General features: G+C 39.2%; 14 protein-coding genes and 1 riboswitch. Of the genes, 4 read left to right on the top strand and 10 right to left on the bottom strand.

Annotated elements, in window-relative coordinates:
- Nucleotides 1-269: 269 nt before the first annotated feature.
- The 3 genes from GQR93_RS00195 to sfsA all read right to left on the bottom strand — a co-directional run bounded on the left by GQR93_RS00195 (nt 270) and on the right by sfsA (nt 2930).
- A complete protein-coding gene (locus GQR93_RS00195; protein ID WP_003551062.1) occupies nt 270-962 on the bottom strand; it encodes a glycerophosphodiester phosphodiesterase in 693 nt (230 codons plus the stop codon).
- A 161-nt stretch (nt 963-1123) separates the two neighbouring features.
- Complete coding sequence (locus GQR93_RS00190; RefSeq protein WP_003551060.1) at nt 1124-2155, bottom strand: SDR family NAD(P)-dependent oxidoreductase; 1032 nt, start codon at nt 2153-2155, stop codon at nt 1124-1126.
- Between the two features lie 22 nt (nt 2156-2177).
- On the bottom strand, nt 2178-2930 hold the full coding sequence (gene sfsA / locus GQR93_RS00185) for a DNA/RNA nuclease SfsA (protein WP_003551058.1): 753 nt from the start codon (nt 2928-2930) through the stop codon (nt 2178-2180).
- 189 nt (nt 2931-3119) lie between these two features.
- Here sfsA and GQR93_RS00180 point away from each other — a divergent pair, with 189 nt between their 5' ends.
- Nucleotides 3120-3650 carry a DUF308 domain-containing protein gene (locus tag GQR93_RS00180; protein ID WP_003551056.1) on the top strand — a complete coding sequence of 177 codons (531 nt, stop codon included), beginning with the start codon at nt 3120-3122 and terminating at the stop codon, nt 3648-3650.
- Nucleotides 3651-3736: 86 nt separating this feature from the next.
- Here the strand turns inward: GQR93_RS00180 and GQR93_RS00175 are convergent, their stop codons facing one another.
- A complete protein-coding gene (locus tag GQR93_RS00175; RefSeq protein WP_003551054.1) occupies nt 3737-4363 on the bottom strand; it encodes an NADPH-dependent F420 reductase in 627 nt (208 codons plus the stop codon).
- Between the two features lie 109 nt (nt 4364-4472).
- Nucleotides 4473-5459 (bottom strand): aldo/keto reductase, encoded by a 987-nt coding sequence (locus GQR93_RS00170; RefSeq protein ID WP_003551052.1) that lies wholly within the window; start codon nt 5457-5459, stop codon nt 4473-4475.
- A 213-nt stretch (nt 5460-5672) separates the two neighbouring features.
- Here GQR93_RS00170 and GQR93_RS00165 point away from each other — a divergent pair, with 213 nt between their 5' ends.
- On the top strand, nt 5673-6410 hold the full coding sequence (locus GQR93_RS00165; protein WP_003551050.1) for a glucose 1-dehydrogenase: 738 nt from the start codon (nt 5673-5675) through the stop codon (nt 6408-6410).
- Nucleotides 6411-6569: 159 nt separating this feature from the next.
- Here the strand turns inward: GQR93_RS00165 and GQR93_RS00160 are convergent, their stop codons facing one another.
- From GQR93_RS00160 to GQR93_RS00150, 3 genes are read right to left on the bottom strand one after another with little or no spacing between them, the layout of a single operon-like run.
- Nucleotides 6570-7433: a YitT family protein gene (locus GQR93_RS00160; protein WP_003551048.1), complete on the bottom strand. Its 864-nt coding sequence runs from the start codon at nt 7431-7433 to the stop codon at nt 6570-6572.
- 54 nt (nt 7434-7487) lie between these two features.
- Nucleotides 7488-7847: a fluoride efflux transporter CrcB gene (crcB, locus tag GQR93_RS00155; RefSeq protein ID WP_003551046.1), complete on the bottom strand. Its 360-nt coding sequence runs from the start codon at nt 7845-7847 to the stop codon at nt 7488-7490.
- Nucleotides 7841-8242 carry a fluoride efflux transporter FluC gene (locus GQR93_RS00150; RefSeq protein ID WP_003551044.1) on the bottom strand — a complete coding sequence of 134 codons (402 nt, stop codon included), beginning with the start codon at nt 8240-8242 and terminating at the stop codon, nt 7841-7843. Before GQR93_RS00150 ends, crcB begins: the two co-directional genes overlap by 7 nt.
- 41 nt (nt 8243-8283) lie before the next feature.
- A riboswitch (Fluoride riboswitch) is annotated at nt 8284-8349 on the bottom strand.
- A 155-nt stretch (nt 8350-8504) separates the two neighbouring features.
- Here GQR93_RS00150 and GQR93_RS00145 point away from each other — a divergent pair.
- Together GQR93_RS00145 and GQR93_RS00140 are read left to right on the top strand one after the other, a co-directional pair.
- Nucleotides 8505-9149, top strand: coding sequence for a hypothetical protein (locus GQR93_RS00145; RefSeq protein WP_223800571.1), 645 nt, complete (start codon nt 8505-8507; stop codon nt 9147-9149).
- Between the two features lie 87 nt (nt 9150-9236).
- On the top strand, nt 9237-10055 hold the full coding sequence (locus GQR93_RS00140; RefSeq protein WP_035444184.1) for a hypothetical protein: 819 nt from the start codon (nt 9237-9239) through the stop codon (nt 10053-10055).
- A 104-nt stretch (nt 10056-10159) separates the two neighbouring features.
- On the opposite strand, the gene GQR93_RS00135 is transcribed toward GQR93_RS00140, so the two are convergent.
- Together GQR93_RS00135 and allB are read right to left on the bottom strand one after the other, a co-directional pair.
- On the bottom strand, nt 10160-11482 hold the full coding sequence (locus GQR93_RS00135; RefSeq protein WP_003551039.1) for an NCS1 family transporter: 1323 nt from the start codon (nt 11480-11482) through the stop codon (nt 10160-10162).
- A complete protein-coding gene (gene allB, locus GQR93_RS00130; protein WP_003551036.1) occupies nt 11479-12864 on the bottom strand; it encodes an allantoinase AllB in 1386 nt (461 codons plus the stop codon). The genes GQR93_RS00135 and allB overlap by 4 nt, the downstream gene beginning before the upstream one ends.
- Nucleotides 12865-12882: the final 18 nt, after the last annotated feature.

Here is a 12882-nt window from a genome sequence, read left to right as displayed (position 1 = left end):
ACTTGGATTTTTCAATTTGATCCCTTATGCGGAGCGATGCTGCTTTGAGAAGCAGTCCTAATCCAGTGTGTGCAACAAAGCGGTTAGCATTCGGAGCGTAAGGCGTTCTTTTCGGAAATCCCGGGTTTGGATTTCTGGAAGGAATCCCTTACGTGCAGAATGCTGCTTTGAGGAACAGTCCTAATCCAGTGTGTAAAGCAAAACAAATGACACAAAAAAGCTAAAGCAAAAATCTAATTTGCCTTAGCTTTTTTAAAATCATTATTCAATTAAGCAAGTGAGCCCGATTGTACTTTTTCAGCAGCTTCAAAGTTGTTGGTAAAAATCCCGGCAACGTTTTGCGCGAACAAATGCTTTTGAATCTTTGGATCATCAACAGTCCAGATCCGCTCTTTAATATTTTTCATTGGCACATAATGGCTTAAATGAAGACCCACCAAGTGTTCCTTAGTGACCAGCTCACGAGGATTCTTGATGTCATGTTCTGACAAAAAGCAATACTGCTGAGTTGGATCAATCTTATAAGCGATTTTAAGTGAATCCAAGTTAAACGATGAATAAATAACCGGATATACCAAATCATAGTTTTTCACCATATCCAACACGATTTTTTCAATGTTTTCATAATGAATTTCATTGGTCTTAAATTCCAAGTTGAGATGAACCGGTTGCTTATCAGCAAGATCCAACAACTCTTTTAAGGTTGGAACCCGTTGGCCATCACTAAGTTGGAACTGACGTAATTCAGAGAATGTATATGAGCGAATTTCACCGGCACAGTTTGTGGTCCGGTCAATCTTTTCATCGTGCATAATGACAGGAACGTTGTCCTTGGTTAAATGGACATCAAATTCCAACCCATCAATTCCATGGTTAATCGCATATTTAAACCCGGCTAATGAATTTTCCGGGAATTTGTGGGGATAGCCACGGTGACCGAAGATCAATGTTTTCTTTAACATAGTATTTATAATTTGCTTCCTTCCAAAAACAAGTTTTATTAATCATTTTCATAGATTTTCACGTTGTTACGGTACATGTTAGCACCTTATCTGAAAGTTTCAAGTTTAAATAAGAATTTGTTTGTAACATTTTGTTTACTAATTATAACAAATGAACAGATTTAAATGGGAAAAACCGTTTCGGTTAATTTCTCACCCAAATGCCAGAGTTTAGCAGCATCATCGGTGTCAATCGACCATGGTCGGACACCGACTTTTGATTGACTGTCAGCAGAAACAGCGTGACTAATATTGCAATCTTCTATGAAGACGCCGCCCCGCTCAGTCAACTGATCACTGGTAGCTGCCCATAATGTACTTGCGGCGCCCTGACTAACCGTTTTGAAATAATCATATTCGGACTGGCGGTGAAAACGTGCTTTAATGGAGTGTCCTGCATTAATAATGTGTGTTAATTCAAGTTGATTCAATGCAAAAGAAGAGGCTCTTTTCAAAGGCTCGTGATTAACATATCGACTGAGTTCAGTTCCTGGGACTAGTCCTGGGTGAACCGCAAAAGCATGTACGCCATTTTTTTGACCGCGCTTATTAAGTTCCACGGCAAAGAGAGCATCAGCCGCCTTTGATTGGGCATAGGCTGTACGGGGATCATATTTACGCCGATTAAAGTTTGGATCCCCAAAGTCAACGCCATTCCAACTCTGTGCCCGTGACGACATTAAAATGACACGCGAATGACCGGCTTTCTTTAAAGCCGGATACAGTTTAGCAGTTAATTGAAAATGTCCCAGAAAATTAGTTGAAAACTGGGATTCATTTCCACGACTGTCACGCTTTAATGGTGGAAACATGATACCGGCACATTCAACCAACAAGTCCAACTGTCGATTAGAAGCTAAAAAACCCTTGGCAAAACGATCAATCGAATCAGGATCCATTAAATCCAATAATCCGAGTTCGGCATTCTTTAGATGTTCTACGACAGGTAATGCTTTTGATACAGTTCTGGCCGGTACGATAACATGTGCACCCGCCTGTGTCAGCATTTCCGTTACTTTTAATCCGATGCCACTATAGCCACCCGTTACAATCACGTTTTTTCCCTTAAGATCAACGCCCTTCATAACTCTTTCAGCAGTGGTTGTACGATTAAATGGGCTATCAATTGGTTCTTGTTTTGATGTTTGGAGCATTAATTTATTACCTCTTATAGTTTCAAGTTCTCTTTTGGATTGACGATGGCAATCCGTCACTAATGAATTTTTGGTTTAAATCAAATGGAACCGGTTGGTTCAGCGTCAATGAATCCGGCGTTATCCTGCAATCATAGGCTATAACATGAACCCCTCTTTTTTGAGCCTTGGAAATCTCAAACGCGAGGGGTTCAAAAATATCTATGTCAATTGTCATAGCTTTTATTTTCTCCATCTGAATAATAAATAATAGATAGGAAAGGTACCCTTTGTCAAGCGCTTTTTGCAAAGTTTTCACATGTTTTAGTCCCCGAGTTGTGGGTGCGTCTGGAAACGCTGCTATACCACCGTTTTCCAATGTAACGCCTTTCACCTCTAAGAAAAAGTTTTTTTGATGATCACCAATTCCTGAAAAGTCCAATCTTGAATCTAAAAACGGCACTTCGGGCGTAACTTGTGTAATCTGATTAATTCCGGGTAATTTAATATCATTGTTGGCCAATCCATCTTTAACTATTTTATTAGGTGCTTGGGAATCGATGTTGATCCAAAATCGGTCATACTTTTTGGCTGCCACTAAATCATACTTTGTTTTCCGAGCATGATTATGGCTTTCAACCAAGGATGTTGTCACATTCGGCTGTAAGATGGTTGTCCGCCCGGTATTCTTAACATGCACTGTCACAATTTCACCGGTCTCAATTAGTCGACAATGAGCAATGAATCTATTAGGCCGGTCAATAAAACGTGCAAGATGAAAATTTGGATATTGCATCGGAATACCTTCCCTTCAAAATTAATTATTATCCTTTTTTTGACATCTTAACATACATCATTAGTCATAAAACACGCTATTTTAATGTATTTGCCAAATATCTGTTCAAATACTGTTGCTTTGGCATTTCTCCTTGTATGATAAAGATAGGTTTATCATTCTACTAATCTGTTTTGTGAGGGTGATCGTATGTATCAATTTATTAGTCAAATTCGTAAATATATCTGGCTTGAGAGTATCGTTTATATTATTTTTGGCTTATTCTTCCTATTTGAACCGGAAGCGACGATTAACGTTTTCATTGCTGTTCTTTCAAGCTTTTTTGCGTTATTTGGTATTATTAATCTCATTTCATGGTTTGTTCAACGTCATAAAGGAGACGAACTCGATTATAGTTTACCCGTTGGTATCTTTCAGCTTATTTTGGCAATTCTGATATTAATTTTTGCAAAACCAATTTTGGCAGCATTACCATTAGTCATTGGAATTGTCCTGATCTTAGTTGGGCTTATCCAAGTTATTGACGCAATCGGGCATCGCGAATTTGTCAATGTTTCCCCATTACCATTTATCATGTATGGCCTTGTGCTAATCGTTCTGGGAAGCGTGCTGGTATTTCATCCATTTGGTACCGTCCTGTTTGTCTTACAACTCTTTGGTGCTATGCTGGTTGTAACTGCAATTGTTGAAGTTGTGGGTGCATGGAAATGGCGAGCATAAAAAAATGCGTTATTAAAATTTAAAAAGACAACTATAAAACAGTTGAAGTAAATTTTATATTTACCTCAACTGTTTTATAGTTGTCTTTAAGCTTTCTTTAAAGCTGCGATCAGCTGATTCTTATTTGCCCTGATAACATAAGCAGGTGTCCCGTTTTGAAAACGAAAGCCTTCGTGCAATGACCCGGCATCGTAAACATCAAATCCAAACTGATTGATTAATGATGCTACCGTTTCTTTTGCCTTTGAATCATTGCCAGCAATTGGTAACGCCCGCCTATTTGGGTTACTCTCCGACAACGACGTTGAAATCAATTCACCGGCAATGATCGAATTAAACGCTTTGACAACTTTTGATTCGGGTAAATGAGCCTGTAAAAGTTCACTTGTGGTTGTACTGCCACTATCGAGCTCTGAAATATGCCCGTCTCTAGAAGGATAATAGTTCATTGTATCAATAACCGTTTTGCCTTTTAGTGGCCTAACGGGTACCTGACGATAATTTTTCAACGGAATTGTGACGACAACAAGGTCTCCCTGCTCTGCAGCATCTTTTGCCCAAGCAGCTTTTGCGTGGGGACCAAGCTCTGAAACCAAATCATTAAGTGTCTCTGGATCCCGAGAATTGCTCATGATAACATCATAACCATTTTTAACGGCTAACCTGGCAAGATTACGGCCAATATTCCCCGATCCAATAAATCCAATTTTCATTTCGTCCAACCCTTCCTCTCGACTAATCTTAAGTTACCAACAGCATAACTTAATTGTCCAGGTTATTTCAAGTAACATGAAGGATCAGTCAAAAGAGGTTATTAAACAGTTAATCAGGATCTGCCAAGGATTTACCGCTTTCTTCATCTTTGAACCAAGAAAAAGCATCATCGATTTTTTGATAATCATCTTTTGTAAGATCAATCGCCATTGCCTTTGCATTGTTGATAACTTGTGTGGGGCGTTTGGCTCCCGGAATAACAACACTAATAAGTGGATTCTGCATATACCATGCCAACACAATTTGTGTGACCGTTGCGTCATATGCTTGTGCAACTGGTCGAATTCTATCAATCGCTTTTAACGCCTCATCAAAACGCGGTTTCTTAAAATCTGCAATTTGGCTTCTAATATCATCACCTGCAAACGAAACTGCTTGGTCATATTTGCCGGTGAGCAGTCCCGATGCAAGTGGAAAATATGGCACAAAGCTGATTTGGTTTGCCTTTAGATAAGGCATCATTGTTTGAGTATTATCCTGATGGAGTAAACTAAATTCATCTTCAACAACATCAACGTACCCATCTGCATTAGCTTCCTTAATTTGATCCAAACTGAAATTTGATAACCCGATTGCTTTGATTTTCCCTTGCTCACGAAGCCTTTGAAGCGCACCCACTGCTTCAGCTTTAGGTGTTGTCTTATCCGGAAAATGAATATAATAAATATCAAGATAATCCGTTTTCAACCGTTTAAGACTGGCTTCAACCTGTTCAGTCAAAAACTTCGGATCATTCTTAATGACTTCTTCACCTGTCGAAAAATCATGGGCACCCTTGGTTGCCAAAATAATATGACTACGATCAAAATCTTTCATCGCCTGTCCAACCAATTCTTCGGAATGCCCTAATCCATATACATAAGCTGTGTCCAGTAACGTAATACCGTTTTCCAATCCTGCTCTGACAATTTCCAACCCGGTTTCATCCTTTAAATCCGGAAAAAGGTTGTAGCCACCCACGGCATTAGTTCCCAATCCAAGCGGCGTAGATAAAATATCAGTTTTACCAATTTTAGTCAGTTTTTGAGTCATCATTTACCTCCATACTGATTGTGAATTTCAGAACAAACACTACTAATATTATATCAAATAAAGACCTTTCATTCACGAATTAAATCAATGTTTTTCAGTGCTTGTAAGCGCAAACAAAAATAACTGATTTACGCTGTTATTTTTTTCACATAGCGTTATACTTAAAGTATAGATAATTGCTTCTTCACCTTGAACTTATGAAAGGGGAAATGACTTATGGGTCGTCTGGACAACAAAGTTGCTATTATTACTGGAGCTGCAAAAGGAATCGGTTTATCCTGTGCCCAACGATTTGTTAATGAAGGTGCCAGAGTGATTGGAACCGACGTTGATGAAGAAACGGGGAGAGAAAACATTTCCAAACTCGGGGATAATGCTATCTTTATTCGTCACGATGTTTCAAAAGAAGAAGAATGGAAAAAAGTATTTGCGGAAGCTGAAAAACGTTTTGGTAAAGTCGACATCCTTGTGAATAATGCGGGGATTCTTGAATTTAATAATGCCGAAGAAATAGACGGGGATATGTGGCATAAAATCCTATCGGTCGATTTAGACGGCGTTATGTGGGGCGTTAAGCAAGCAATTCCAGCAATGAAAAAAAATGGTGGTTCAATCGTCAATATTTCTTCAATCGCAGGTTTAATTGGGATTCCAAATCTTTATGCCTATAATGCCGCAAAGGGTGGCGTTCGGATGCTGACTAAATCTGCCGCTTTGTATTGTGCGGAAAAAGGCTATAAGATTCGTATCAATTCAATTCACCCAGGTTATGTTCACACACCAATGGTTGATAAGTACCCAGAAATGAGACATTCTCTGGAAGCACTTCATCCGGTTGGCAGATTAGGAGAACCGGAAGAAATCACTAATATGGCACTCTATTTAGCATCCGATGAATCATCATTTTCAACCGGAAGCGAGTTCGTTGTAGATGGCGGTTATACAGCTCAATAAAATTAGGGGAAACAAAAGCAAGCTTTAAAAATTAATAAAAAACGTGTGGTAAGAAGTCATGGAACTACTTCCTATCACGCGTTTTATTTTACAATGGTCTACATTAGTTTTATCGTCATTAGCTTAAATGTTACACGTGAAACATTTATAATGCCCAATCTACAAGATTTTATCCAATAATTTGCCGTTCACACTATGAACATCCTCAACTACAACAAAAGCTTTTGGATCAATTTCAGAGATCAAAGGTACGATTTCAGCTAATTGGGGTTTTGTACAAATGATATAAATCATTGGCCGTTTTTCTTGATGATAATATCCCTTTGCATCAACAAGGGTAATACCCTGTTTGAGTTTTTCCGACAGGATAGCTGTTACTCTGTCAGTTTGATTCGTTATAATCGTGACCGATTTTTTAGCCCCGAATCGGGATAGAAGGTTATTTAGGACAACTGCGCTTACATATAGTTCAATGACCGTTAAGATCATATTTTGTAATCCAATAACGAAGCCGGAGGGAATTGCGACAATTAAATCAAACAGTAGCATTGCAGTCCCGGTCATCATACCAAAATAACGATTCATAATTTTTGCCAAAATAGTACTGCCGGCAATTGTGCCTTCGCCGCGAAAAATAATCCCCATGGCAACCCCCATTAAGACACCGCCAGCGACTGCCGGAATAATTGTTTGTGATGTATGATATTGCAATAATCTTGGTAATTTCAAAAAGATTGAAATCCATAATACAGCCCACAGTGAATACCAGACCGTTTTTTGATCCAGAAATCGAAACCCGATTACAAGCAGGAAACCGTTTAAAAACAAATTAGTCAAAAATGGTGGTATATGTAATGCATAGTAACCAATCGTCGTTAATCCTGTCACACCGCCCTCACCAATTTGATGCGGGATCAGAAAATCATTAATTGCAATTGCGTATATAAAAGCGCCCAGTATAATCAAGCTGCCATTTTTTAAAATCACTAATTGTTTAGATGTAATTAAAATCGTTCCTTTCAAATATATGACCTACAAACGTAACTTATTTATTTTAACGCACTTTAAGTGAAAGCCCTAAGAGACCATAAGCTGGCCCAACCACAATCCCAAGTAAACGGCTAAAAAGCCAAGTCCAATCGTCCCAAAGTAATACGCGCACGCAGTCAGCCAGCGCCTATTTCGTAATAAAACAAATGTATCGGTTGTAAACGTCGAGAAAGTTGTGAAACCACCACAAATCCCCGTTAACAAGAATAATGAACCGGTTCCCGAAATTTGAACACCACCCAAGAAGCCGGCAATCACGGCCCCGACTACATTAATGATCAATGTCGCAAGAGGTAATTTTGGCCAATAGTGTTTACCAATTATTGTAATCAAGTATCGTACTATTGCACCAATTCCAGCACCCAGTGCCACCCATACAATTACCATATCTTTTTACCTCGATCCATTAGCCGTGCTGTCAAATAACCAAGAATGGCTGTGATAAAACCACCAATCAAATTAATCGCTAAAAACCATAATGTTTCAATAGGCTGTTGCTGAATATTTTGAGCAAACAACAGTGCAAAAGTAGAAAAGGTCGTAAACGCTCCTATAATCCCCGTTCCAAATCCCAAGATTATCCATTCTGGAAGATCAATCACTAAGTCCAACCCATAAATGGTGACTGTCAAAAAGAAACACCCGACAACATTCACAAAAGTTGTCCCTGCAAATGTATTCGCGCTTAACCAGTTACCAACCTCATATCTGGCAACCCCGCCAATCATGCCACCAATAAAAACCGAAGAAAATTGCCCTATTCTATACCAATCTACTTTCATGACCTTTCCTCCTCTCGACGAAAAAACGCCTACCTTTCCAAATAAAGGTAGACGTCATCAACTCTTTTATTAAACGAGTATAGGCGAACGTCATCGCCATATTAATTAAAGAAAGTATATCAAAAATGATGAAAGAGCACAATTCTGATTTTCAATTATTTTCATTCTTTTCATGATTCAATATAAATGACTATGATACACTAATGGTGTTAAGGGGGGCATTACTATCAAAAATTCACTCAAACAACGCTGGATTGGTCTCATATCAGGTCTTATATTAAACGCCTTCGGAAACGCACTAACCATTTCAGCAAACATGGGAAGTGCGGTCTGGACTGCTTCTGCAGTTAACTACAGTCATTGGTTCAACGTAAATGTCGGAGTCCTGCTATTCATTATTGGATTTCTTAATACAGTCACAAACCAGATTCTAATTAAATACTGGGATTGGCCACGATTTATTGGTGAAATCGCTTATGTTTGTTTCTTTAGTTATTTTGTAAGCCTATTTGTCAACCTACTTAATTCACTTGGAATCGGGACTCTGCCAATTGTGATTCGGGCCGTTTTATCATGTCTGGGAATTGTATTCTTCTGCACAGCTATTTCACTGTATCAACGTGCAAACATTCTTATGCATCCAAATGACGATACCACTAACATCTTGAGATTCTTTTATTTACGTAAAAGTGCGGTTGCAGCTCAATTGCTCGACTTTGTGCCGCCTATTGCCGCAATGATTATTTCATTTGCTGTCACAAAGAATTTGTACGCAGTTAATATTGGCACAATTTTTTCAATACTTTTTAACGGCTTAATCATTCAAACTGCAGATAAATATATTTGGCCGGGTCTTAAGCATAATTTTAAAACGCTGGACCAAGACTCATCTAAAACCGATTCTTAATATGATCGAAAGGACTCGACTCAACCATAAATCCTCTAACCGCATTAATTGTATAAGTGCTATACTCAATTTAAGAGGGTGAGTAAATTGAATAAAATGGTTATTTTGGTAACAACATCTTTATTTTCTGCTTTTCTGTTTGGAACGATAAAAGCAAACGCCCAAACAACTGGCTATCAGGTTATCTCAAATCAATCGGCAAGTCGGGTGGCTCCGTACCACAACGCAAATAACGAGTCGCACTATATATGGAATCTTTCTCATACAATAAAATTACATAATTTAGAGAATTTTTCTACGACAACCTGGACTTTAGAGCGGGTTGCAATCCTTTCACACAATGGTAAAAAAGCCGTATATTTCAATGTGACAGACAGAACCGGTCAATTTAGCGGTTGGGTTTGGCATGGTTTCTTAAAGGGCGGCCCTTATCAATACCATGAAGACTCAAATGCTGACGGCTTGAACCTGTCTGATCCGGCTAATACACGCGATTTTTCAATGTTGGGGAATTATATTTACGGTAAACTTTCCGCTGATGGTTACCTGGCTCAACCGGATTTAATGAAATTGACACAATATTATGGCACTCGACACACAAATAATTTAAACACACCATTCAAAGATGCCATCATGTCGGAAAATATGACTTTGGACCCGACTAATTTAGTGGGCATTTTTGAATATCCTGTATCTGATCTCACAAAAATGATTGATCCTAATACAGGTGATATCTTACTTGAAGACACTGGAAATGGTGAATTGGGAAATACTGTTACAGCCCAGATCGAAAACTTTCTAAAGGCTAACCACACAACTCGATACGGATTATGGTTTAACTTATCAGGCAGTGCATCCAATGGAACACTGTCTTTAGATCTTGTCTATATGGGCATTAAAAATTAACCAAATTAAGAATGGTAAGAACATAAATAAGGCACTCCCCGGAGATAAAAAGACTTTACCTTTGGGAGGTGCCTTAAACTATTTCCCTAAACCTTTTAAAAAATTCACTCCTGTATTCGTCGCTTATCATAACCTAACAACCATAATACTAGCCATGACGTGACGAACCCAATCGGCCAACTAAGATTCACTCCCATCAATGCCAGAGCTGCTCCAACAAACAGTGCGATAATAGGCTGGATTGAGGCCTTTACCTTTTGATTATTATATAAATCAGCCACATCAACTCTTTTACGTCGTTTGACATAATACTCGTTCAAAATAATTGCCGTCATTGGACCTAAAAAAGCGGAATAAGTTTTAATAAACAGCGTTAAACCCGTAGAAGAACTATCTTGAACTAGTAACCAGGGAAAGCTTAAACTGGCCAATAGTGCCACAATAATTAACGATTTACGCTCCGATAAATTAAACCATGCATTTAATACATAAGTCGGCGGAATAATATTTGCAACCAAATTTGTCGTAATTGTTCCTAAAACAATGAATGCAGACACCACAACGGTAACCAGATTATTGTTAAATAGATGCGCCATTGCATGAACCGGGCTTGAAATACCGGTTACAACAGCCAATAATGCTCCGGTTAAAACTGTAATGCCATAGGCAATGAAAATTGGCAGAAAATAAAGTGCTGCCCGACGCTTGTTTGACAAACCCGCTTGTAATTCTCGTGAATAGTCAGCCGCAGACTCAAACACAGCCGTATAATTTCCTAAAAATGCAACTACGAATCCCCAAAAAATTGGGCCCCAAGTGCCTTTGACGTTAATCATCCGATTGGAAAAAGCTGCTGTCCTCTGAGTAACTAAATAAATTAGCATTCCGATCAATAAAACAGCCATGACTAAAGAGATCCAGGTTGCAACAACCTTGATTGACTTAAACCCTCGTATGGAAATTAAAGTCTGCACAACTAATAACGCCACAAAAAACGTAGCAGGATTATCATAACCACTAGTAATTTTAAAAATTTGATTTAATGCTAACCCACCGGTCCAACTCTGAAACCCATACCATACAATTGCGGGAATCCCTCTTAATAAACTGGCTAATTTTGATCCTAAAATGCCAAATGTCATTCGTAACTGTATGACATATGGCGAACCGGTATAGTACCCAAAATGATCGTTCAGTACAAAAATAATGGTGATAATTGCGATCGCCATTCCCGCAGCAAGAATCGTTTGCAGCAGATTCATCGTTGCGACACCAGCTACAACAATCGATGAACCTAAAGTGACGTTACCAATATTAAACCCGTCTCCCAGCCACATTGCCATATACGAAAGTTGGCCAATATGTCTATCGGCTTGGGTTCGAGGCTTTAAATCGGGTGAAATTGAAAGCGCCTTTGATGTGTTCATAATGACTCAACTCCAGCACGCTGTTTTGTTAAAAACCGGCCGGTTGGTTGCCCCACAAAGCCTTGTTTCAAAGTGTAAATAATCTGGCCCCGAAGAATGGTCGTTGTGACTCGATCGTTAATTTTAAAACCGGTATAAGCACTAATTTTGTTTTCATAATACAAATCCTTTGTTTTCAAAACATAGCTTTGATTAGGATCTAAAAGCGTGATATCAGCATCATAGCCAACCTGTAACTTTCCCTTATTGACAATTCCAAATAATGTTGCCGGCGTTTCAGCCGTGAGCTTCACGAAATCTGTAACAGGCAACCCCCGTTTCTTAACTGCTTCATCATAAAGCAAATCGACATTATTTTGGCAGCCACTCACACCACCCCAAATATCAAAAATATTATGCTCTGGGCTTTCCTTCATCGACATTGGAGCCGGCGAATGATCGGAACCAATTGTATCAACTTGGCCGGCAAACACTTTCTTCCAAAGTCCTTTAACAATTTCAGGATCTCTCAGTGCCGGTGAACATTTAGCCAACGGTCCAATTTTTTCAAATTGATTACGATCCAATATCAGGTAATGTGGACAAGTTTCACACGTCACATTCTGCCCATTCTGTCGAGCCTGGGTCACTTGATCAACGGATTCAGGTGTAGACAAATGGACAAAGTGCAAATGAACATTAGTCTGTTTGGCAAGATAAATGGCTCGGCGAACTGCTTCGACTTCAACAAATGGTGGTCTTGAATCGACGTAGTCCTGAATGTCTGTTTTCCCCTCGGCAATCTTCTCAGCAGCTAAACCATCAGTAATGGCTGCATTCTCAGCGTGTACCAGGATAGGCAATCCCGTTTTACCAATAGCCTGCATCCCTTTTAGTAACTGATAATCATCAACGTTTTTAAAATCCCCGGGAAGATCTGAGCCGGTCGTTGCCATAAATGCTTTAAAACCCATTGCACCTTCGTCTGCCATTTTTTGAATTTCAGTCAGATTTCCCGGAACCAGGCCGCCATATAATCCAAAATCGACATAGGATTTATGCTCGGCAATTTCTTTTTGTCGTTTAAATTCTTCCCCTGTGGTCCGAGCAGGTAAGGCATTCAAAGGCATAACCAACATTGTGGTCGTCCCACCGGCCGCTAATGCTTGTGAACCGGTATGATAGTTCTCCCAGTCACTTCTTCCGGGTTCATTAATGTGAACGTGTGAATCAATCATCCCCGGTAACACGATTTGGCCATTGGCATCGATTACTTTATCCGCTTGATCGGCCAAACCACTTCCGATGGCGGCAATTTTTCCGCCCTTGATCGCTAAATCGGCGTTTACAACTTTAGTTGGTGTCACAATATGACCATTTGTAATGACTAACGAATATTCCATAAAAAAATCCTTCCTTCA

Origin of the sequence: Lentilactobacillus hilgardii, assembly GCF_009832765.1 — a bacterium.
In the GTDB taxonomy this organism is placed as follows: Bacteria; Bacillota; Bacilli; order Lactobacillales; family Lactobacillaceae; genus Lentilactobacillus; species Lentilactobacillus hilgardii.
The sequence above is the reverse complement of the archived record's forward strand: the minus strand, read 5'-3'. Positions and strand labels throughout refer to the sequence as shown.